Source organism: Pantoea sp. ME81 (genome assembly GCF_903970985.1).
GTDB classification, from domain to species: domain Bacteria; phylum Pseudomonadota; class Gammaproteobacteria; order Enterobacterales; family Enterobacteriaceae; genus Pantoea; species Pantoea communis.
In genome coordinates this window covers 1-22409 of record NZ_CAJCKS010000006.1, presented here as the reverse complement: position 1 = coordinate 22409, position 22409 = coordinate 1, and the positions used below count along the sequence as shown (strand labels likewise).

General features: G+C 56.7%; 21 protein-coding genes, 1 pseudogene and 1 riboswitch. Of the genes and pseudogenes, 16 read left to right on the top strand and 6 right to left on the bottom strand.

Annotation, left to right across the window (positions count from 1 at the left end; all coding sequences use genetic code 11):
- Positions 1 to 336: 336 nt before the first annotated feature.
- Positions 337 to 1254 (bottom strand): nucleoside hydrolase, encoded by a 918-nt coding sequence (locus H7A81_RS02205; RefSeq protein ID WP_182056600.1) that lies wholly within the window; start codon positions 1252 to 1254, stop codon positions 337 to 339.
- A 107-nt stretch (positions 1255 to 1361) separates the two neighbouring features.
- Positions 1362 to 1437: riboswitch (Fluoride riboswitch) on the top strand.
- Positions 1438 to 1528: 91 nt separating this feature from the next.
- Between H7A81_RS02205 and crcB the strand changes: the two genes are divergently transcribed.
- The gene (crcB, locus tag H7A81_RS02200; protein ID WP_034819910.1) at positions 1529 to 1906 is read left to right on the top strand and encodes a fluoride efflux transporter CrcB; all 378 of its coding nucleotides are present in this window, start codon (positions 1529 to 1531) and stop codon (positions 1904 to 1906) included.
- 118 nt (positions 1907 to 2024) lie between these two features.
- A complete protein-coding gene (locus H7A81_RS02195) occupies positions 2025 to 2822 on the top strand; it encodes a sugar phosphate isomerase/epimerase (RefSeq protein ID WP_166935167.1) in 798 nt (265 codons plus the stop codon).
- On the opposite strand, the gene H7A81_RS02190 is transcribed toward H7A81_RS02195, so the two are convergent.
- From H7A81_RS02190 to H7A81_RS02180, 3 genes are all read right to left on the bottom strand, one after another.
- Positions 2819 to 3424, bottom strand: a complete 606-nt coding sequence (locus tag H7A81_RS02190) for an alpha/beta hydrolase (protein ID WP_166935169.1) — start codon at positions 3422 to 3424, stop codon at positions 2819 to 2821. The two genes, H7A81_RS02195 and H7A81_RS02190, sit on opposite strands and share 4 nt — an antisense overlap.
- Positions 3425 to 3435: 11 nt before the next feature.
- Complete coding sequence (locus H7A81_RS02185; protein ID WP_182056599.1) at positions 3436 to 4377, bottom strand: glutathione S-transferase family protein; 942 nt, start codon at positions 4375 to 4377, stop codon at positions 3436 to 3438.
- 99 nt (positions 4378 to 4476) lie between these two features.
- Positions 4477 to 5376 (bottom strand): LysR family transcriptional regulator, encoded by a 900-nt coding sequence (locus tag H7A81_RS02180; RefSeq protein WP_097119431.1) that lies wholly within the window; start codon positions 5374 to 5376, stop codon positions 4477 to 4479.
- Between the two features lie 192 nt (positions 5377 to 5568).
- On the opposite strand from H7A81_RS02180, the gene H7A81_RS02175 reads away from it, so the two are divergent.
- The 3 genes from H7A81_RS02175 to H7A81_RS02165 all read left to right on the top strand — a co-directional run bounded on the left by H7A81_RS02175 (position 5569) and on the right by H7A81_RS02165 (position 7392).
- Positions 5569 to 5805 (top strand): ParD-like family protein, encoded by a 237-nt coding sequence (locus tag H7A81_RS02175; RefSeq protein WP_034819879.1) that lies wholly within the window; start codon positions 5569 to 5571, stop codon positions 5803 to 5805.
- On the top strand, positions 5774 to 6103 hold the full coding sequence (locus H7A81_RS02170) for a type II toxin-antitoxin system RelE/ParE family toxin (RefSeq protein WP_058960669.1): 330 nt from the start codon (positions 5774 to 5776) through the stop codon (positions 6101 to 6103). The genes H7A81_RS02175 and H7A81_RS02170 overlap by 32 nt, the downstream gene beginning before the upstream one ends.
- Before the next feature lie 164 nt (positions 6104 to 6267).
- Entirely contained in the window at positions 6268 to 7392 is a 1125-nt protein-coding gene (locus H7A81_RS02165) for a GNAT family N-acetyltransferase (RefSeq protein ID WP_058960668.1), read from the top strand.
- Here the strand turns inward: H7A81_RS02165 and H7A81_RS02160 are convergent.
- Positions 7389 to 9221, bottom strand: coding sequence for an ABC transporter ATP-binding protein (locus H7A81_RS02160; RefSeq protein WP_182056598.1), 1833 nt, complete (start codon positions 9219 to 9221; stop codon positions 7389 to 7391). The genes H7A81_RS02165 and H7A81_RS02160 overlap by 4 nt on opposite strands.
- A gap of 61 nt (positions 9222 to 9282) precedes the next feature.
- Between H7A81_RS02160 and H7A81_RS02155 the strand changes: the two genes are divergently transcribed.
- Entirely contained in the window at positions 9283 to 9777 is a 495-nt protein-coding gene (locus tag H7A81_RS02155) for a GNAT family N-acetyltransferase (protein ID WP_097119427.1), read from the top strand.
- Positions 9778 to 9844: 67 nt separating this feature from the next.
- On the opposite strand, the gene H7A81_RS02150 is transcribed toward H7A81_RS02155, so the two are convergent.
- On the bottom strand, positions 9845 to 10759 hold the full coding sequence (locus H7A81_RS02150) for a sugar ABC transporter substrate-binding protein (RefSeq protein ID WP_097119426.1): 915 nt from the start codon (positions 10757 to 10759) through the stop codon (positions 9845 to 9847).
- A gap of 468 nt (positions 10760 to 11227) precedes the next feature.
- On the opposite strand from H7A81_RS02150, the gene H7A81_RS02145 reads away from it, so the two are divergent.
- The 10 genes and pseudogenes from H7A81_RS02145 to kdpD all read left to right on the top strand — a co-directional run.
- Entirely contained in the window at positions 11228 to 12622 is a 1395-nt protein-coding gene (locus H7A81_RS02145) for an MFS transporter (protein ID WP_182056597.1), read from the top strand.
- Positions 12603 to 13562: a 2-hydroxyacid dehydrogenase gene (locus H7A81_RS02140; RefSeq protein ID WP_182056596.1), complete on the top strand. Its 960-nt coding sequence runs from the start codon at positions 12603 to 12605 to the stop codon at positions 13560 to 13562. The genes H7A81_RS02145 and H7A81_RS02140 overlap by 20 nt, the downstream gene beginning before the upstream one ends.
- Before the next feature lie 189 nt (positions 13563 to 13751).
- On the top strand, positions 13752 to 14060 hold the full coding sequence (locus tag H7A81_RS02135) for a type II toxin-antitoxin system RelE/ParE family toxin (RefSeq protein ID WP_182056595.1): 309 nt from the start codon (positions 13752 to 13754) through the stop codon (positions 14058 to 14060).
- Positions 14061 to 14102: 42 nt separating this feature from the next.
- On the top strand, positions 14103 to 14435 hold the full coding sequence (locus H7A81_RS02130; protein ID WP_182056617.1) for a HigA family addiction module antitoxin: 333 nt from the start codon (positions 14103 to 14105) through the stop codon (positions 14433 to 14435).
- 187 nt (positions 14436 to 14622) lie between these two features.
- Entirely contained in the window at positions 14623 to 15786 is a 1164-nt protein-coding gene (locus tag H7A81_RS02125) for an HD-GYP domain-containing protein (RefSeq protein ID WP_182056594.1), read from the top strand.
- A gap of 108 nt (positions 15787 to 15894) precedes the next feature.
- Positions 15895 to 15984 (top strand): K(+)-transporting ATPase subunit F, encoded by a 90-nt coding sequence (gene kdpF / locus H7A81_RS02120; protein ID WP_100701897.1) that lies wholly within the window; start codon positions 15895 to 15897, stop codon positions 15982 to 15984.
- A complete protein-coding gene (gene kdpA, locus H7A81_RS02115) occupies positions 15984 to 17663 on the top strand; it encodes a potassium-transporting ATPase subunit KdpA (protein WP_182056593.1) in 1680 nt (559 codons plus the stop codon). Before kdpF ends, kdpA begins: the two co-directional genes overlap by 1 nt.
- Before the next feature lie 7 nt (positions 17664 to 17670).
- Positions 17671 to 19719 (top strand): potassium-transporting ATPase subunit KdpB, encoded by a 2049-nt coding sequence (gene kdpB, locus H7A81_RS02110; protein WP_058960661.1) that lies wholly within the window; start codon positions 17671 to 17673, stop codon positions 19717 to 19719.
- A gap of 11 nt (positions 19720 to 19730) precedes the next feature.
- Entirely contained in the window at positions 19731 to 20303 is a 573-nt protein-coding gene (kdpC, locus tag H7A81_RS02105) for a potassium-transporting ATPase subunit KdpC (protein WP_182056592.1), read from the top strand.
- A gap of 45 nt (positions 20304 to 20348) precedes the next feature.
- Positions 20349 to 22301 (top strand): annotated as a pseudogene (kdpD, locus tag H7A81_RS02100) (two-component system sensor histidine kinase KdpD); the annotation flags it as partial.
- Positions 22302 to 22409: the final 108 nt, after the last annotated feature.

Genomic DNA, 22409 nt, shown 5'->3' with positions numbered 1-22409 from the left:
GCCGCTGACGCGGTGCCTTCGGCTTCCACGTCGTGCCTACGTACCGTTCGGGTAAGGCCGTCCTGGCCAACCCGAACTGCCAGTCGCATCCCTGCGCCTGGCTCCTGGCCCAACGTAAAAGCCTCAGCGCTGCGGATAGCCCTTGCTGCAGCAGAGGCGCTCTGGCCTCAGCCATCGTGCCGTTTTTAACAGCATGCACTGAAGCTGAAGAGCGTGCTGGGGCTGTTCAGGGGAAGAGGCGCGCTCTGGCCTCAACCATAGTGTCCTTTTAAAAGACTGCGTTATCACCCGGCGCTTAACTGGCAAGCATTACGCCCTTGATAGCGACCACCGATCTCATGCCCGCAGTGCGGCAAAAAAGTGTTCCCTGACCGCTTCGGCATCCACGCCGAGGCACAAGCGCTGTGTGCGTAATCCGGCAAACGGATCTTCACGTGAGGCGAGGGCGCTGAGACGTCGCACTGTCTGTCCACGGCTGATGCCTTCCGTTATCACGCGTACAGGCGCTTCGGTGACTTCAAACGCCTGTGGTAACGCGAGCCAGGAGAGCGTGAGCGTGTCATGCAGCGCCATGCCATCAAACCCTTCCTTTTGCAGACTGTACGCCAGATACGGACGGCATATCGCGCTGAGTACAGGCTGATTTAACTGCCGCACTTCATCGCCCGTAATCAGCACCTTGTGCGTCACATCCAGCGGTAATACCACCACCGGCAGCGCCGAGGCCAGCACTTGATCGGCGGCATGCGGATCTTTCCAGATATTGAATTCGGCAAACGGCGAGACGTTGCCGGAATGGCCGTCGGTGCCAAATGCGCCGCCCATTATTACCAGCTCTTTCACCAATGGAATGATATCCGGCGCCTGGTTGATGGCGCTGGCGATATTGGTCAGCGGTCCAATCGCCACGATGGTGATGGCATGGGGCTGAGCGCGCACGCTATCAATAATGAACTGCACTGCGCTGGGGGCTGCTTCGCTGTGTGAGTTCTCGAACGCATCCCCTAATCCATCCAGGCCGTGCAGCGTAGCGGGCGCAGAAGGGGCTAATGCTAACGGACGGGAGCAACCGCGATATACCGGTACCTCAATCCCCATCTTCTCGCAGAACAGCCGGGCATTTTTCACTGCTTGCCCGACCGCCACATTGCCAAACACCGTGGTAATCCCCAGCAACCGCTGCGTCCGCGCCGCATACGCCAGCGCAAAGGCATCATCCACGCCAATATCAGTATCAAAAATCAGGGTACGCATCGGGATCTCCTCTCTTATGTTGTTCTCCACGTTAAAACATAATCGTGTGCAAAGGTAAGCCAATCGTTGACCGATATTGTCACCCCCGCTACGCCAGCGTATTATCATGCCGCTAAGGTGATGGCGTGCCACCTTCCCCAACCGCCGTTCTGGAAACAGACGGCTGATGACGCCTGACAACACTCGTATCCCTGCGCGGGAGACGGCGGTGTGTCAGGTGTTTTTCTGTCCTGCCGCGGCCCTGCGCGTAACTCATTTCAGGAGCTCCAAAAGTATGTTGAAGTCGTTACTGGCTGTGATGCTCGGTGGTGCCGTGGGCTGTTCACTGCGCTGGCTTATTTCTCTGCGGTTCAACGCGCTGTTTCCCAATCTGCCACCGGGCACTTTAATGGTGAATCTGGTCGGTGGTTTTATCATCGGTGCAGCGTTGGCGTTTTTTGTCCGCAATCCGCATATTGACCCTTTCTGGAAACTGCTGATTGTCACTGGCTTATGCGGCGGTTTGACCACCTTCTCAACCTTTTCAGCGGAAATTGTCGGCTTGCTGCAAACCGGTAAATACCTCTGGGCGATGTCGAGCGTGATGGTGCATGTGATTGGATCACTGCTGATGACCTTCGCCGGCTTTGCAGTGGTGAATCTGCTGGGATAAAAGCCCTGCGCATCACGGGCTTGAAATAACTCCTAAGAGGTAGATACTGGTCGGTGTTCTGTTTGCGTGACAAGCAGAACCTGTCACCGATTTATCCGGACGATTAGGGAGCCCGTTGATGCGAAGTAACCCCAAATTCCTTAACCTGGTGTTGTTAAACGGTGAACCTGAACAGAAACTGCGCGCGGCCCGTGCCGCCGGTTTCGATCAGGTCGAAATCTGGCGGGATGATGTTGAGGCTGCCACAGCGCAGCTGGCTCAACAGTTAAATCTTGGCTTTACCAATTTGCAGGTGCTGCGTGATTTTACCGGTGCGCCGGATCGTGAACGTCTGCAAAAGCGTGAAGAGCTGCGGCAGTTTATCCAGATTGCGCAGTCTATCGGTTGCAACACCATTCAGGCACCAGCCACCACGCGTGAAGATTGCGTGGCGGAGCGCATCGATGAAGATCTGCGTTGGATGGCCTCGGAAGCCGCGCGCTATAACATGCGCATCATGTACGAACCCATGGCGTGGTGCAGCGTTGATAATACGCTGCCGCTGGCGTGGGAACGATTGCAGCGTCTGGACCAGCCGAATATCGGACTGGTGGTCGATCTGTTCCACATCTGTGCCTTGGGTGGGGACGCCTCACAGCTCGATGGCATTCCTGCCGATCGTATCTATGAAGTGCAACTGTGCGATATGGCGGAGATGCCGCCGCAAGAGAAGGGCGCGCTAAGTGATTATGCGCGCCATCAGCGGTTGTTGCCCGGCGACGGCATTATCGAAGTGGAACGCTTTGTCGATAAGCTGAAAAGCGCCAGCTATCGTGGCCCGGTCGGCATTGAAGTGTTTAACGATGGATTAAAAGCGCAGCCACCCGAAGTGGCTGCGCAACAAGCCTGGAAAGCGTTAAATCGCTACTGGCCTTAATCCTGCAAGCACTGGGCGATAAAGGCGGCCGCTTGCATCGCACCCTGTGAAGAAATGGTATGACCGGTGGCGGCTTCAAAGCGCGCTTCCACCGTCACGCCTGCCGCTTGCAGGCGCTGTGCTGCTGACTCACTCTCGCTATACGGAATCACACCATCCGCTTTACCGTGAATCAGCAAAGCAGGCGTGTGCGAAGCCGGGGTTAATGCACCGTCAAACGACAATCGTCCGGAAAACGCCACCACGCCCGCCAGCGGATGACGGCCCTGTGCCAGTGCATCCAGCGCCATGATCGAGCCCTGAGAAAAGCCTACCAGAATCACTTTATCCCACGCATCCGCCAAGCCGTGTTGCGCCATCAACTGTTGCAGTGTCTCATCAAACGCTGCGCGGGCTTCACGCACCCGCGCCGGACGATTTTCTGGGGTAATGCCCGTCAGGCTAAACCACTGATAGCCCATTGCATGTTCAAACGGATAGGGCGCATTCGGCGAGGCAAAAGCCACATCCGGCAGCAGGCTGGCCCAATGCTGGCCGAGTCCTGCCAGATCGTCGCCATTACTGCCCACACCATGTAAAAAAATCACCAACGCTTTTGCCATCATCCTGCTCCTTAAAGTCCGTAATCCGCCATATCCGGGCCTACTGGCACAATCCCGTTCGGGTTCAGCGCCTTAATCGAATAGTAGCCCTGCTTGATATGGTCGATGTTCACTGTCTGACGCACACCCGAAACCGCCAGCATACTCTTCAGATAGCGATCGAGCAGCGGATAGTCGCGCAGGCGGCGCAGGTTACATTTGAACAGACCATGATAAGCAACGTCAAAACGCACCAGCGTCACGAACAACCGAATATCGGCCTCGGTCAGGCGCTCGCCCAGCAGGAAAGTACGGCCATCTTTCAGACGCAGTTCCAGTTCGTCCAGTTGGCTGAACACATCGTTAAAGGCCTGCTGATAGCTCACCTGCGTGGTGGCAAAGCCGGTACGATACACGCCGTTGTTGAGACGTGGATAGATCGATGCGTTGATTGCGTCGATCTCAGCGCGCAGATCTTCTGGATACAGATCGAGGCTGTTGTCTGCCAGATCGCCAAACCCGCTGTTCAGCATACGCAGGATGTCAGCAGATTCGTTGTTCACTATGGTCTGTGTCTTTTTATCCCACAGTACCGGCACCGTGGCGCGGCCGGTAAAGTCAGCATCGGCGCGGGTATATAACTCATGGATGTATTCGGCTTTGTTGAGCCAGTCCCGATCAGCACCCGGATAGTCACCGAAGTGCCAGCCCTGCGCACCCAGCTGCGGCTCGACCACCGAGACGCTGATGACGTTTTCCAGCCCTTTCAGGCTGCGCGCCACCAGCGTGCGTGAAGCCCATGGGCAGATCAGTGCCACATACAGATGATAGCGGTCCGGCTCGGCGGCAAATTCGCTGGAGCCGTCTGCGGTGATCCAGTGGCGAAAACTGGACGTCTGGCGGACAAATCCGCCCTGTTTATCGGTGGCTTGAACCGGGTGCCACTTTGCGCTCCACTTACCGTTAACCAACATATGCTCGACTCCTCTCTGGTGATGGAGTGAGCATACCGCGCTGCTGGTTGGGTGATAATCCGGGCAAAATGGCTTTCATTGCTTCCAGATTGGAAGGAATCAGCCGGGAGGATGTTGCTGGAAATGATCGGCGAGGAAATCAATCAGTAAGCGGGTTTTCTGCGCCAGATGGCGGGCGGGTGGATAGAGTGCAAACAGGCCCATCGGCGGCGTGGCGAAGTTATCCAGTAGCGAGACGATCTCGCCGCGTTGTAGCGCAGGTGCGGCAATAAAACCCGGTAAACGTGCGATACCCAATCCGGCGATGGCTGCTTGTAAACAGGCTTCGGTATTGGAGAAACACAGGCGGCCGCGAATCGGCATGGAAACGCTGTCGCCACAGGGCGTCACAAACGGCCAGTGCCAGGGATCGCGGAAATTGGTGTCGCTGATACACTGATGTGCAGCCAGATCGCGCCAGTGCTGCGGCGTGCCTTGTTGCAGCAGATAGCCCGGCGAAGCCGCTACGCGAATCGGCACATCGCCCAAACGACGTGCAATCAGGCTACTGTCATCTAATTTGCCAATGCGAATCGCCATATCGAAGCCTTCATCGACGATGTTAACTGCACGATCGGAGAAGTTAACGTCCAGTTCAATCAACGGATAGTGACGCGCAAATGCGACCAATACGCTGGCGAGCACCGCCGTACCAAAGGTACCAGGTGCACTGATTTTTAAGCGGCCCGTTGGCGTGGTGGCATTTTCGCGTACCGTGGCATCCAGCGTGTCGAAAGCATCCAGCAGGGTTTTCACCCGCTCATAATAGGCGCGACCCACTTCAGTGGCTGAGAGTGCACGCGTGCTGCGCTTGAACAACTGCACGCCGAGTTCCTGCTCCAGCCGGGAAACCAGCTTGGAGGCCTGCCCGCTGCTGGTGCCCAGTCGCTCGGCCGCCCCGGCAAAGCTGCCTACTTCCAGCACCGCGACAAACATGCGGTCACAATCGAGACGATCCATGGCGGTTCCTGAACAGCGAAAAAGGTGAGTATACACATTCGTTATCGAGGCACGGTAAATCGTGCTGCTATCACTGATTGCCAAATGCGACAATATGTCGCACAATCACCTCTATTGTACGTCTGGCAATGACGTATCAATGGAACCACCCTCACAACAACGTATCGGGTGACGACAATAAGAGGTTTAAATATGGCAACCAGCGTCCGCTTAGACGATGATTTTGTTGAAGATGTGAAAACACATGCAGAAGCCATGAGCCGCAGCGTGCCTAAGCAGATTGAGCATTGGGCGAAGATTGGTCGCATCGCAGAGGATAACCCCGATCTGACGTTCTCCTTCATCAACGAAATCTTACTGGCTAAAGCAGAAATGGATAACGGCAAGGTCAAAAAATATGTGCGCAGAAAAGACCGGACAGGAAGTTGAGATTTATCAGACCCGCCGTTTTGAGAAGGCTTTTAACCGCCTGACGGAACAGGATCAGGAGGGTGTTGATCAAGAGATTGACCGCATTATTGCTAACCCAGAGATCGGTGAACGAAAAAAGGGCGACCTGAGCTATCTCTGGGTGCACAAGTTTTACCTGAGCAAGCAGCAATATCTGTTGGGTTACAGCTGGGTCGATCAGAGACTGGAAATCTATCTTCTGAGCCTCGGTACACACGAAAATTATTATGACGACCAGAAGCAACATCGTAAAAACGACCTGAAACTCATCGGCTAACAGAGTCGCTTCCTTAAGCGGTGGAAGCGTCCTTTCCAATCCAAACCCCTCCGGCGTGATTCATGCCAATAGATGGTCGATGCACATTCAGTGCGCCCCCTCTTTTCCCCTGCGACAAAACCTGTTGAACTAGCTGTTCGCCTTAAGCTGGCCGGGAGCCATGCATGTCTTTGCTTCACCTGTCGTCGCTGGCGGAGATTTCCGCCCTCGAATGGGATGCGCTGTTACCTGACGATCAACCGTTTTTACGCCATGCCTTTCTGCTCACGCTGGAAGAGAGCGGCAGCGTGCGGCCGGAAAACGGCTGGCAGCCGGATCACCTGTTGTGGCGTGAAAAGGGCGTGCTGAGCGCCGCGCTGCCGGGCTATCGCAAACGCAATTCGCAAGGTGAATACGTCTTTGATCACGCGTGGGCTGATGCCTGTCACCGCGCCGGCATTCCATACTATCCAAAGTGGCTGGGGGCGATTCCGTTCAGCCCGGTTACGGGTGCGCGTTTATTGGGCGAGCAAGCCGCCATCAGCCAGCTGCTCGCAGCGTTGCCCGATGAACTGCTGCAAAACGGCCTGAGCGGCGCACATATCAATTTCACCACGCCGTTTGCCAACGATGTGATGGAGCAGCAGCCCGACTGGCTGGCGCGTCTCGGCATCCAGTATCACTGGCACAACAAAGGCTACCGCGATTTTCAGGATTTCCTCGACACGCTGATGTCACGCAAACGCAAACAGCTGCGTAAAGAGCGCGAACAGGTGGCGAGCAGTGGCTTTGAGTTCAATTGGTATCGTGGTGACGAACTCAGCGAAGATCAGTGGGATTTCGTCTACACCTGCTACGCCAACACCTATGCGGTGCGCGGGCAGCGTCCTTATCTCACGCGGCAGTTCTTCAGCCTGCTGGCCGAACGCATGCCGCGATCGATTCGCGTGGTGATCGCCACGCTGCAGGGGCATCCGGCGGCCATGGCTTTCTATCTGGTGGATGGCAACTCGCTGTACGGGCGTTACTGGGGCTGCCTGGCGGAGTTCGATCGCCTGCACTTTGAAACCTGCTTCTATCAGGGCATGGATTTTGCGATTGCCGAGGGATTACAGCGTTTTGATGCGGGAGCGCAAGGCGAGCACAAACTGGTGCGCGGCTTCGAACCGCAGATCACCCACTCATGGCACTACCTGTGTCATCCGGGATTGCGCGAAGCCGTAGAAGAGTATTTAGTGCAGGAGCGGGCAGGGATCCGCGCCTATGCCATTGAAGCGCGCGAAGCCCTGCCATATCGACGCGGCGATTAATCTTCGCCGACAAAGCCACCGGTCTGATGCTGCCACAGGCGCGCGTAAAGCCCGTTGTGCGCCAGCAGTTCGCGGTGGTTGCCCATCTCAACAATCTCACCTTTATCCAGCACCACCAGTCGGTCCATTTTGGCGATAGTGGAAAGGCGGTGCGCGATGGCAATCACCGTTTTGCCCTGCATCAGCGTTTCCAGGCTCTCCTGAATCGCCGCTTCGACTTCGGAATCGAGGGCGGAAGTGGCCTCATCCATGATCAGAATCGGCGCATCTTTCAGTAGCACACGGGCAATGGCGATACGCTGGCGCTGGCCGCCGGAGAGTTTCACCCCGCGCTCACCCACATGTGCATCCAGCCCGGTGCGGCCCTGTGGATCGGACAGCAGCGGAATGAACTCATCGGCGCGGGCGCGGATAATCGCCGCCTGCAGCTCGTCTTCGGTGGCGTTTGGGCGCCCGTACAGCAGGTTTTCACGAATCGAACGGTGCAGCAGCGACGTATCTTGAGTGATCATGCCAATCTGGCCGCGCAGGCTCTCCTGCGTGACTTCGGCGATGTTGTGATCGTCAATCAGGATGCGCCCGCCGTTGATGTCATACAGCCGCAGCAGCAGGTTCACCATTGTCGATTTACCGGCACCGGATGGCCCAATCAGGCCGATTTTTTCGCCTGGTTTGATATTCAGGTTGAGGCGATTGATCACCTGGCGGCTGCCGCCATAATCAAAGCGCACATCTTCAAAGCGGATCTGACCCTGCGTTACCTGCAGGTTTTTCGCCTGCGGCTCATCCTGTACGCTGAGCGGCTGCGCGATGGTGTTTAATCCATCCTGCACCATGCCGATATTTTCAAAGATGCCGTTCACCACCCACATGATCCAGCCGGACATGTTCACTAAGCGGATCACCAGACCGGTGGCCAACGCAATCGCACCGACGCTAATCAGCGACTGGCTCCACAGCCACAATGCCAGGCCAGAAGTGCTGACAATCAGCAGACCATTCAGCGTCGACAGCGTGATATCCATGGTGGTGACCATGCGGCTGGCGTACTGGGTTTTGTCGGTCTGCTCCTGAATCGCTTCGCGCGCGTAGCGTTTTTCCAGATCGTTGTGCGCGAACAGTTTGATGGTGGCGATATTGGTATAGCCATCGACGATGGTGCCCATCAGTTTGGATCGCGCCTCGGAAGAGACCACCGAACGTTGCTTCACGCGCGGCACAAAGAAGCTCAGCGAGACGCTATACGCCACAATCCAGATAATCAGTGGAATCATCAGGCGCCAGTCGGCCTCGGCAAACAGCACCAGCGAAGTCACCGCGTAAATCACCACATGCCAGATGGCATCCACCAGCTGCACCGCGGAATCGCGCAGGGAGTTGCCGGTCTGCATGATGCGCTGGGCGATGCGTCCGGCGAAATCGTTCTGGAAGAAGTTCAGGCTTTGGCGCAGCACGTAGTTGTGATGCTGCCAGCGGATCATGCTGGTCATGCTCGGGTTGATACTCTGATGCACCAGCATATCGTGCAGCGCGATAATCACCGGCCGCAGAATCAGCGCGACAAACCCCATCCATAGCAGCACCTGCCAGTTGTCGGTGAACAGCGTGGCGGGCGTCGAGTGATTGACCAGATCGATGATGCGGCTGAGATAGCTAAACAGCGCCACTTCAATCAGCGCCTGCGCTAATCCCACAATCAGCAGGGCGACAAAGCTCGGCCACACCTGACGCAGATAATAGAGGTAAAACGGCCAGACGCTGGAAGGGGGAGAATCGGTTGGTGCATCCTGGAAAATATTGATAAAACGTTCAAAACGACGATACAACATAAAGTCACTCTTCCGTTTGGTGAGAGTTAACAGCTTAGTGCAAGTGAAAGGGATTACCGACATGGATCTGATCATTCGCGGTCGCGAACCGGCCGATGCGGCCGCTTATCAACGCCTTTACAGCCACCCCGACGTGTATCGCTGGACCACGCAGCTGCCGTTTCCCAGCGTGCAAACCTGGCAGAAAAAATTCGAAAACATGGACGCGGCGGGCTATATCGGTTTCGTGGCCGAGATTGATGGGCAGATGGTGGGCGAGCTGACGCTGTTTGTCGAACAGCGCCCGCGTACGCGTCACAGCATCAGTTTTGGTATCAGCGTCGATCCAGCGTTTGGCGGGCGGGGTATCGGTGAGAAACTGATTCGCAACGCCATCGACTATGCCTTTAACTGGCTCGGTGTGGTGCGTATTGAGCTGGAAGCGTTTCATGACAACGCCCGTGCGATACGGTTGTACCAGCGCCTCGGCTTTGAGCAAGAGGGCGTGAAGCGTAAAGCCTGCCTGCGTGAGGGAGAGTATCACGACATCGTGGTCATGGCGAAACTGCGGGAGTAATCGTGGATTGCGCAATACATTGCGCCGTCGCAGGACGGCGCGGTTTATCGCGCGGTATTGGCCTTAATTACTGACTCTTCTCCACGTACTTCTGCATATTCTCTTTGGTCACCAGTTCAAACGGGATCCACACGTGTGAATCCACTTTCTCGCCTTTCATCAGCTTCTGCGCCACATCCACCGAGGCTTTGCCCTGACCAATCGCATCCTGGAACACGGTGACCTGCATTTTGTCCTGCGCCATGGCTTTCAGGCCATCCGGCGTGGCATCAATACCGCCCACCAGAATTTTCTTGTTGCTCTTCGCCAGCGCCATCGCGGCACCGATTGCCATTTCATCGTTGTTAGCGGCAACGATATCAATCGCTTCGCCGTTGCCAATCCAGTTGAGCATCAAATCCATGCCTTCGTTACGTGCATAGTTCGCCGGCTGCTTCTGCACCACTTTCATGCCCGGATATTTCGCCACCACCTGCTCGACATCTTTGGTGCGTTGCAGTGCGCCTGCGTCGGTCAGATTGCCGATCATGATTGCCACATTGCCTTTGTAGTTGGCCATTTTCGCCAGCGCTTCCATTTGCAAGGTACCCGATTCGCGCTCGTCTGAACCGACAAACACCACGCCGGACGGCAGCGATTTATCACCTGGTGTGCGGTTCACGTATACCAGCGGGATTTTCGCCTGCTGCGCCAGTTTGGTCAGCTGCGGCGTGCTGGCGGAATCCACCGGATCGACGATGATGGCGTCGACGCCCGCCCCGATAAAGCTCTGCACCTGATCGGTCTGACGGCCAACGTCGCCGCGCGCATCTTCAAATTGCACATCGAGCCCGCGCGCTTTGGCCTCTTTATCAATCGACTGGCGAATAATGGTTAAAAAGTTCTGATCGAAATACGCCATTGATACGCCGATCTTTTCTGCCAACGCCGAGGCAGAGCTGGACAGCAGGCCAAGCAACAGTATCGCCTTGAGGGTTTTCATCGGGGACTCCAGGGTAAGCTTGTTATTAGAATGAATGTTTCAATGAGAGTTAAAATGGCTCAATGAAATCATTTTCAGACTACGAGGCGGTAAGGACCCTGACAATCAACATGTATGGATTTTGCAGCTAAGCGCACACTTTGCTCGCGGGTGCATCATGCTGGCGGCCTCCTATGACGAGCGGGCAAATGATGGTTTGCAGCCTCATAGTGATGTTGCGAAGGTTTTTCTCAGAGCTGGCGCACATTCCGGCGTAAAAGCATCGGCTTATTTAAGGTTCTGTGCAGCGCCGCACCCTACTTTGTGGCAGATGCCAAAACCAGCGCAAAAAAGCCGCGCGGATTCCTCCATTCGCACAATGACCACCTCGCATCTGGCTCTCTATAGTTGCTGAACAGTGAAATTTAAGCGGTATTCCTGAACATCATCGCTTCGGAGCAGGACGCTCCTTCATTAAGGGGTTCAGCCATGTTACTAAGCAAAAACCGCAATGAGAACAGTCATGTGCGTATCTGGATCCTCTGTCTGATCCTGTTTCTATCCGTGGTGGCCTATGCCGACCGTTCGATATTGTCGATCTCCGGATCGGCGATCAAAGAGGAGTTTGGTTTATCAGCGATCCAGCTTGGCCTGATCCTCTCGGCATTCAGTTGGGCCTATGTGATCGGCCAGATCCCCGGCGGGATTTTCCTTGACCGCTTCGGTACGAAAAAAGTCTATGGCGTGACGCTGGCGCTGTGGTCGGTTTCGACTATTTTAATGGGTTTTATTGGCGAGTTTTCCAACGGCATGACCATGGCGCTGATGCTGATGTTTGCGCTGCGCTTTGCCCTCGGACTGATTGAAGCACCGAGCTTTCCGGCCAACGCGCGTGCGGTGATCATGTGGTTCCCCGGTGCCGAACGCGGTCGTGCCTCATCGCTGTTTGCCTCGGCGCAGTATTTTGCCGTTGCCATCTTCTCACCGCTGTCCGGCTGGCTGGTATCCCGCTTCGGCTGGGAGTGGCCGTTCTTTGTGCTGGGCGGTATTGGCGTGCTGGCGGTGTTTGTGTGGGGTTGGTATATGCGCAGCCCGAAACAGCATCCGCATGTATCAGCCGCAGAGTTGAAATACATTGAGGAGGGCGGTGCGCTGGTGGATATCGATTCAGCGCAAACGCTCAAAGCACGTCCACCCTTGAGCAAAGCGATGTTTAAAACCTTGCTCAGCAATCGCATGCTGTGGTGCGCCTATATCGGGCAATACTGCATCATTGCGCTCAGCTACTTCTTTATCACCTGGTTCCCGATTTACCTGGTGCAGGCACGCGGCATGAACATCATGGAAGCGGGCTTTGCCACCATCGCTCCGGCGCTGTTTGGCTTCCTGGGCGGCATCAGCGGCGGTTACATCTCTGACAAGTTGCTGGCTAACGGCTGGAGCCTGTCGTGGGCGCGTAAAACGCCGTATATCGTCGGCATGCTGATGGCCGCCTCGCTGATTCTGGCTGCGGTGATCCCGACCAATGCCGGCATTATCGCCATTATGTCGTTTGCCTTCTTCGGGAAAGGCGTGGCGGCGGGCGCGGGTACCTGGACGATTGTCAGTGATACCGCACCGAAAGAAGCAGTAGGTCTGGCGGGCGCGATCTTCAATGGCATCGGCAATATGGCCGGATTTATCACGCCACTGCTGTTCGGCATCATCGTCGGTTTGACCGGCAGCTACAGTATTGGATTGGTGTTCGTTGGCGCGCACTGCATCGTCGCGGCGCTGCTGTTCCTGCTGGTGATGGGCCCGATTGAACGCGTCGGTGACGAGCAGGATTCGTCTGCAACATCCTTCGAAAATCAGGGGAAACAAGATGGGATTAAAGCCGTTTAACGTATTGCTAAAAGGGCCGCTGTTACCGCAGCGGCTGCAGGATAATCTCGACGCGCACTTCTCTACTTCGCGGCTGTGGCAGCAGGATGATCAGGCCGCGTGGCTGGCCGAGCACGGTGCCAGTATTGATGCGCTGGTGACCAGCGGCAATGCGTTGATGGGGGCGAATGCGGAGCTACTGGCGCAGTTGCCCAATCTAAAGGTGATTTGCAGTAACGGTGTGGGCTATGACGCGATAGACATTGCTGCCGCCGAAGCGCGTGGCATCGTGGTGACCAACACGCCAGGCGTTTTAAACAGCTGCGTGGCGGATACCGGCATGGCGCTGCTGCTGGATGTGGCGCGCCACATCAGCGCATCGGATCGTTATGTGCGCGCCGGTAACTGGCAAGCGAAAGGGCGCTATCCGTTGACCACCAAAGTGGGCGGTAAAGTGTGCGGGATCGTCGGTCTGGGTGGGATTGGCAAAGAGCTGGCGAAGCGCGCGCAGGCGTTTGATATGGATGTGCATTTTTACAACCCGCGTTCACGCCCGGATGTGCCTTACACGCGCCACGATTCGCTGTTATCACTGGCAAAGCAGGCGGATTTTCTGGTGCTGACCCTACCCGGCGGTGCCGCCACGCATCATCTGGTGAATGCTGAAGTGTTACGTGCGCTGGGGCCGAAGGGCTTTTTAATCAACATTGCGCGCGGCAGTGTGGTGGATGAGCAGGCGTTGATTGCGGCGCTCGAAGCCGCTGAGATTGCGGGTGCCGGTCTGGATGTGTTCGAGCATGAACCGGCGGTGCCTGCTGCGTTACTGCAGCGTGATGATGTGGTGATCACCCCGCATCTCGCCAGCAGCACCCATGAAACCATGGCGGCGATGGCAGATTTGGTGTTTGAAAACCTGCTGGCGTTTTCGCAAGGCGAAGCGGTGTTAACGCGGGTGGTGTAGCTTCTTTACGGGCAAACTTAGCGGCTGCTTAATGCTAAGCCGCTCACAGTTCTCATGATGTTTTCTTTAATTTCAAAATAATTTTGTAATCCCGTTGGAACATTCTTTATAATGTTAAATATTGCACTTGGCTGCTGTGCGTTTTGGCAGTAACTTGCCTGCCTGATTTATTTTCAGGCAGGGAAGCAGATGAAGGGTGCAATTAGACATTTTCGGGATGATTGGCTTGAGCAGTTTTTTATTTATGCCTTACCGCACAGGTGTCTCCCCAAAACCATTGAATCAGCGCTCGCGCGTAAACTCGATATCATCAATGCCGCTAAAACGCATCATGATCTGCGATCGCCGCCTGGAAACTGTTTTGAAGCCCTGAAGCCCCCTTTGCTGGGTTATTATTCCATCCGCGTTAATGAGCAATATCGACTCATATTTCGCTGGATGAATGGCGAGGCTAGCGATCTTTATCTCGATCCGCACCGTTACAAAAATCACCGATAACCACTGCACGTGGACGAAAATTACCAGCAAAGAGAAACAAAAATGAATCAGGCAAAACGTAAACCCACCAGTGTTGGTGATGTGCTGCAATACGAGTTCCTCGAACCCCTTCGCCTCAAAGTGAATGACCTGGCTGAAATGCTGAATGTGCACAGAAACACCGCCAGCGCGATGGTCAATAACAATCGCAAACTGACGACCGAAATGGCATACCGTTTAGCGGTCGTTTTTGATACTTCCGTTGATTTTTGGCTAAACCTCCAGCGTTATCAGGACCAATGGGAAGTGGAAAATGATGCCCGCACGCAAGAAGAATTAAGTCGTGTAACGCCGTTGAGCACTTTTATGGCACAGCGCGGTATTCAGGTTGCCTGAAAAACTCCGGCAATAGTGCGATGCAGCATTTCGCGACAACGCTGCGCAGTCAGGCGTAGCGCTACGAATCTATTGCGCTAATCCAAATCACTTCCCCTCTCACAGATCGCACAAATCACACCTGAAGATTATTTGCTCAGCTGCCGATACCTCTCCTTACCATCCACTGATATTAAGGAGAGATATCGTGATAAAGCTGATTACCGTTGACGAATTGCGGCAAGGAATGTTCATCCACAAACTGGAGGTTTGGTGGTTCAAGGACAAACGCATTCGCAACCAAATGCTGATCACCGATAAACGCCAGATCGCGATGATCCGCAACGAAGGGATCCAGCAAATCTGGATCGATCTCGATAAGTCGGTGCAGGCACCTGCGAAGCCTGCGCCGAAGAAAGCCATTCCGCAAACCCCATTTTTCCAGGAGCTGGATCAGGCACAAACCATCTTCAATCAGGGCAAGCCACAGGTGCTGGCGATGTTCAACGAAGCGCGTATGGGACAGGGGCTGGACCTCAACTATACGATGGACCTGGTGGACGACATTGCCGGATCGATTACCCGTGAACCGACTGCGTTGCTCAGCGTGGCGCGGCTGAAAAATCACGACGATTACACCTATCTGCATTCCATGGCAGTGTGCGGGTTGATGATCTCGCTGGGCAAAAAAATGGGGCTCGATGAACACCAGCAGCGGCGCGTGGGCATGGGTGGATTGCTGCATGATGTCGGCAAATCGGCAGTGCCGCTGGAGATCCTCAATAAACCCGGCAAGCTCACCGACGAGGAGTTCACCATCATGCGCGAGCATCCGATTATTGGTGCACAGATGCTGATGGAGGCTGATGCAGGGGAAGACCTGTTAGATATTGCGCTGCATCACCACGAAAAAGTCGATGGCAGCGGTTACCCCCACAAACTGAAAGGCGAAGAAATTTCGCTGTTTTCTCGTATGGCCGCGGTATGCGATGTCTATGATGCCGTGACCTCTAATCGTCCGTATCGCAAGGGATGGACGCCCGCCGAAGCGATGCACAATATGCTGAGCTGGCGCGGTCACTTCGACAATACGCTGCTGCACGCCTTCGTGCGCACCATCGGCATCTATCCGGTGGGATCGCTGGTACGACTCGCGTCCGGGCGCGTGGCGCTGGTGGTGCAGGCCGGTGAAAAATCGCTGTTAAAACCCAAAGTGCATGTGTTCTGGTCGCTGCACGCTCAACGAGAGGTGAAGCCGGAAGAGCTGGATCTCGGGGATTCGTTCTGCACCGACAGTATCACGGGGGCCGAAGACAATAGCCTGTGGCAGAACATCGACCTCAATCGTATCTGGGCACTGGAAACCGCCTAATTCGACTGCATTTTTATACTTTCTTTACGCCGGATTCCCGCCTTTTTACCCCTTCTTTATGCCGCGCCGCGCATGCTTGCAGCACTACCAAATCCTCTGGAGGTTGCTGTGAGCGTGGGCGTGATTGCCGGCATCGTGCTGGTGTTTATCTTGTTGGGCTACCTGATTTATGCCCTGCTTAATGCGGAGGCATTCTGATGGCTGCGAATTCGTTTTTACTGATTGCGGTCTATCTGCTGGTGCTAATGGTGCTGGCACAACCGCTGGGGCGTTTTCTTGCGGTGTTAGTGGCCGACAAGCCGCTGTTGCCGCGTACCGAGCGGGCGCTGTGGCGGCTGGCCGGTGTGGAGAGTGGCGCCATGCGCTGGCCGCACTATCTGCTGGCGATCCTGCTGTTCAACGCGCTGGGGTTCTTATTATTGCTGGCGATTTTGATGTCGCAGGGGTCGCTGCCGCTCAACCCGCAACACTTGCCTAATCTAAGCTGGGATCTGGCGCTCAACACCGCCGTCAGCTTTGTCACCAACACCAACTGGCAGGCTTACGCGGGCGAAAGCACGGTGAGCTATTTTAGCCAGATGGCGGGCCTCACGGTGCAAAACTTCCTGTCGGCGGCGACCGGCATCGCGGTGGCCTTTGCGCTGATTCGCGGTTTTGCCAATCGCTCACTGGAAACGCTGGGCAACGCCTGGCGCGACCTGACACGCATCACGGTGTATGTGTTGCTGCCGATCAGCCTGCTGATAGCGCTGTTCTTTGTTTATCAGGGCAGCATCCAGACGTTTGAGCCTTATCACGCACTCATCACGCTGGAAGGGGCGAAGCAAACGCTGCCACTCGGTCCGGTGGCTTCGCAGGAAGCGATCAAAATGCTCGGCACCAATGGCGGCGGCTTCTTTAACGTCAACTCCGCCCATCCGTTTGAAAACCCGACCGCGCTGACCAACTTTGTGCAGATGCTGAGTATCTTCCTGATCCCGGCGGCGCTGTGCTTCACCTTCGGTCAGCATCTGGGCGACCGCCGTCAGGGCCACATGCTGCTGTGGGCGATGACCATCATGTTTGTGCTGGCGGTGGTTACCGTGATGTGGGCAGAGCTGCGCGGTAATCCGCACTTCCTGGCACTCGGTGCAGACAGCGCCATCAACATGGAAGGCAAAGAGACGCGCTTTGGCATCCTCAACTCCAGCCTGTTTGCGGTGATCACCACCGCAGCCTCGTGCGGTGCGGTGAATGCCATGCATGACTCCTTTACTGCACTGGGCGGCATGGTGCCGATGTGGCTGATGCAGCTGGGTGAAGTGGTGTTCGGCGGCGTCGGTGCTGGGTTGTACGGCATGCTGCTGTTCGTGCTGCTCGGGGTATTTATCGCCGGTCTGATGATTGGTCGCACACCTGAATACATGGGTAAAAAAATCGATGTGTGGGAGATGAAAATGACCGCACTGGCGATTCTGGTGACGCCTACCCTGGTGCTGCTCGGCACTGCACTGGCAATGATGACGGATGCAGGGCGCGCCGGTATGGCGAATCCAGGCATCCACGGCTTCAGCGAAGTGCTGTATGCCGTTTCGTCGGCATCCAATAACAACGGCAGTGCCTTTGCCGGATTGAGCGCCAACACCCCGTTCTGGAACCTGTTGCTGGCCTTCTGCATGTTGGTGGGACGCTTCGGCATCATCATTCCGGTAATGGCGATTGCCGGTTCGCTGGCGGCGAAGAAAATCCAGCCGGTGGGCAACGGTACGTTACCGACCCACGGTCCACTGTTTATCGCGCTGCTGATTGGTACCGTATTGCTGGTGGGGGCACTGACCTTTATCCCCGCGCTGGCACTCGGCCCGGTGGCGGAACATCTGCAACTTATTCAGGGATAACGGAATCATGAGTCGTCAACAACTGGCGCTGTTTGATGCAGCGCTGACGAAAACCGCCGTGCTGGATGCGGTGAAGAAACTCGATCCGCGCGTGCAGTTTCGCAACCCGGTAATGTTCCTGGTGTGGCTCGGCAGCGTGCTGACCTCGCTGCTGGCCATCGGCATGCTGACAGGCCATCTAAGCGGCAACGCCGGGTTTACCGCCGGGGTCGCCATCTGGCTGTGGTTCACGGTGCTGTTTGCTAACTTCGCTGAAGCGCTGGCGGAAGGGCGCAGCAAGGCGCAGGCCAACAGCCTGAAAGGCATCAGCAAAACCAGTGATGCGAAAAAGCTGGCTGAGCCACGTCATGGCGCGCAGTGGCAGCCGGTAGCAGCAGACACCTTGCGTAAAGGCGACGTGGTGCTGGTGGAAGCGGGTGACATCATCCCGTGTGACGGCGAAGTGCTGGAAGGCGGCGCTTCCGTGGATGAGAGTGCGATTACCGGCGAATCGGCTCCGGTGATTCGCGAATCCGGCGGCGATTTTTCGTCGGTAACGGGCGGTACGCGCATTCTTTCTGACTGGCTGGTGATCCAGTGCAGCGTTAATCCGGGCGAAACCTTCCTCGATCGCATGATTGCCATGGTCGAAGGTGCCAAACGCCGCAAAACGCCGAACGAGATCGCGCTGACCATTCTGCTGGTGTCGCTGACCATCGTGTTCTTGCTGGCGACGGCCACCCTGTGGCCGTTCTCCGCTTACGGCGGCACGCCGGTGAGCGTAACGGTGCTGGTGGCGCTGCTGGTGTGTCTGATTCCGACCACTATCGGCGGCTTGCTGTCGGCGATTGGCGTGGCGGGGATGAGCCGCATGCTCGGTGCTAACGTCATCGCCACCAGCGGTCGTGCGGTGGAAGCAGCGGGCGACGTCGATGTGCTGATGCTGGATAAAACCGGCACCATCACGCTGGGTAACCGCCAGGCGACGCAGTTTATGCCTGCACCTGGCGTCACCGAGCAGCAGTTAGCGGACGCCGCGCAACTGGCCTCGCTGGCGGATGAAACCCCGGAAGGGCGCAGCATCGTGGTGCTGGCGAAGCAAAAATTTAACCTGCGCGAACGCGATCTCAGCAGCATGGGCGCGAGTTTTATTCCGTTCTCGGCACAGACGCGCATGAGTGGCGTCAACGTGCAGGATCGTCTGATTCGTAAAGGGGCCGTTGACGCGGTTCGCCGCCATATCGAAGCCAACAACGGCCGTTTCCCGGCAGAAGTGAACGCCAGCGTCGAAGAAGTGGCGCGCGCGGGTGGCACACCACTGGTGGTGGCCGAAGGCGCACAGGTGCTGGGCGTGGTGGCGCTAAAAGATATCGTCAAAGGCGGCATCAAAGAACGTTTTGCCGAGCTGCGCAAAATGGGCATCAAGACGGTGATGATTACCGGCGATAACCCGCTGACGGCGGCGGCCATCGCGGCAGAAGCGGGCGTGGATGATTTCCTCTCGGAGGCGACGCCGGAAGCCAAGCTGGCACTGATCCGTCAGTATCAGGCGGAAGGGCGTTTAGTGGCGATGACCGGCGACGGCACCAACGACGCCCCCGCACTGGCGCAAGCGGACGTGGCAGTGGCGATGAACTCGGGCACGCAGGCGGCGAAAGAGGCTGGGAACATGGTCGATCTCGACTCCAACCCAACCAAACTGCTGGAAGTGGTGCACATCGGTAAACAGATGCTGATGACACGCGGTTCACTGACCACCTTCAGTATCGCCAATGATGTGGCGAAGTACTTTGCCATCATCCCGGCGGCGTTTGCGGCCACCTATCCGCAGCTCAATATGCTGAACGTGATGCATCTGCACTCACCGAACTCAGCGATTCTGTCGGCGGTCATTTTCAACGCGCTGGTGATTGTGTTCCTGATCCCGCTGGCGTTGAAAGGTGTGAGTTATCGCCCAATGAGTGCTGCCGCGCTGCTGCGTCGCAACCTGTGGATTTACGGTGTCGGCGGATTAGTGGTGCCGTTTATTGGTATTAAAGCCATCGACCTGCTGCTGACGCTGTTTGGTCTGGTTTAAGGAGAAGAGAAATGAGTCAGTTACGTCCAGCTATTGTATTGTTAATACTGCTGACGCTATTAACCGGCGCGGTCTATCCGCTGCTGACCACCGGCTTAGCGCAGTGGTGGTTTCCGTCACAGGCCAACGGTTCGTTGATTGAGCAGGATGGCGCGGAGCGCGGTTCCGATTTGATTGGTCAGGTGTTTACGCAGCCCGGCCATTTCTGGGGCCGTCCATCAGCGACCGGCGATGCGCCCTACAACGCGTTGGCCTCCAGCGGTAGCAACCTGGCGGCGAGCAATCCGGCACTGGATAAAGCGGTGGCCGAGCGCGTGGCTGCACTGCGCGCCGCCAATCCACAGGCTCCAACTACGGTACCGGTTGAGCTGGTGACGGCATCGGCGAGTGGGCTCGATCCGGATATTTCACCGGAAGCCGCATTGTGGCAGGCACCGCGTGTGGCGGCAGCGCGCAATATGGCGCTGAAGGATGTGGAAGCGCTGATTGCCCGCAATACCGAGCGTCCGCTGCTGCCGTTTATCGGTGAAGAGACGGTGAACGTGTTGCGGCTGAATATGGCGCTGGATGCGCTACAGGGATAATTGATTGATAGCGCGATTTATCGCGCTTTTCACAACGGATAACTGATGAACGACGAAATCACCCGCCCCGATCCCGATGCGCTGTTGCTGAATCACAGCGACAGCCATCGCGGTAAGCTGAAAATCTACTTTGGCGCCTGTGCGGGCGTGGGGAAAACCTTCGCCATGCTGCAGGAGGCACAGCGTTTACGTGCGCAAGGCCTCGATGTGCTGGCGGGCGTGGTGGAAACCCATGGACGTGAAGAAACCGCTGCGCTGCTCAACGGCCTGGCGGTATTGCCGCGTCGCGCCACTGGGCGTTCACGGCATGCCGAATTCGATCTTGATGCAGCACTGGCGCGTCATCCGGCGGTGATCCTGATGGACGAACTGGCGCACACCAATGTGCAGGGTTCGCGCCATCCCAAACGCTGGCAGGACATCGAAGAGTTGCTGGAAGCGGGCATCGACGTGATCACCACCGTCAACGTGCAGCATCTGGAAAGCCTCAACGATGTGGTCGGCGGCGTGACCGGCATCCAGGTGCGCGAAACCGTACCCGATCCGTTTTTCGATAGCGCCGATGAGGTGGTGCTGGTGGATCTGCCACCGGACGATCTGCGCCAGCGGCTAAAAGAGGGCAAAGTCTACGTCGGCGATCGTGCTGAACGTGCGATTGAAAACTTCTTCCGCAAAGGCAACCTGTTTGCCCTGCGCGAACTGGCGCTGCGCCGTACCGCGGACCGCGTGGACGATCAGATGCGTGCCTGGCGCGACCAGCAGGGCCGCGACAAAGTCTGGCACACACGTGACGCCATTTTATTGTGCATCGGCGACGACACCGGCAGTGAAAAACTGGTGCGCACCGCCGCGCGTTTAGCCGCGCGTCTCGGCAGCGAGTGGCACGCAGTGTACGTGGAAACGCCGCGTCTGAATCGCCTGCCGGAAGCACGTCGTCGTGCCATTTTACGCACGCTGCAACTGGCCCAAGAGCTGGGTGCGGAAACCGCCACCCTGTCCGATCCCGATGAAGCCCGCGCCGTGCTGCGTTACGCACGCGAGCATAATCTCGGCAAAATCGTCACCGGTCGTCAGCCGCAACGGCGCTGGCGGCGCGACAGTTTTGCCCAGCGTTTGGGCCAGCTTGGCCCAGACCTCGATTTGCTGGTGGTGGCACTGGACGAACCGGTGCGCGACGCGCCGCATCCGATGGGCGGTAAACAGGCCAACAGTGATAAGTGGCGGCTGCATCTGCGCGGCTGCCTGATGGCGATTGCGCTGTGTATTCTGGTGACGATCGTAGGTCGCTGGCTACTGGTGGAGTTCGATCCGGCCAACGGCGTGATGATTTATCTGTTAGCCGTGGTGTTAGTCGCGCTGCGCTTTGGCCGCTGGCCCTCGGTGTTTGCCACGGTGATCAACATCCTGGCTTTTGACCTGTTCTTTGTCGCCCCGACCGGCACCGTGGCGGTATCGGATTTGCAGTATCTGGTGACCTTCGCGGTGATGCTGGCGGTAGGGGTGATCGTCGGGAACCTGACAGCAGGCGTGCGTTATCAGGCTAAAGTCGCGCGCTATCGTGAACAGCGTGCGCGGCATTTGTATGAGATGGCAAAATCGCTCGGCAGCGCGCTCACGCCGCAGGATATCGCCGCCACCAGCCAGCGCGTGATTGATGTCACCTTGCAGGCACGCAGCCAGCTGCTGCTGCCGGATGAGCAGGGTGAGTTACAGGCGGTGGGTGAGAGCAGTATTGGTACGCCGCCCGATCTCGGCATCGCCAAATGGAGCTTTAGCAAAGCACAGCCCGCCGGTGCAGGCACCGATACCTTGCCAGCGGTGCCGTATCAAATTCTGCCGTTGAAAAGCGGGAATCACTGCCGTGGACTGTTGGTGGTAGAGCCGGAAAATCTGCGCCAACTGATGATCCCGGAACAGCAGCGTTTAGTTGAAACTTTTACGGTGCTGATCGCCAACGCGCTGGAACGCATGGCGCTGTCGCAGAGGGAGCGGAACAGCGTCGTGTAGGGACAGAGCGTAGGGCGTGGTGGAGGGCGCCGGGGACGGCGGAAGAGTAGAGGAGGGCGAAGATCCCTAGGATTACGGGCGCATGCGAGAGGAAAGCTG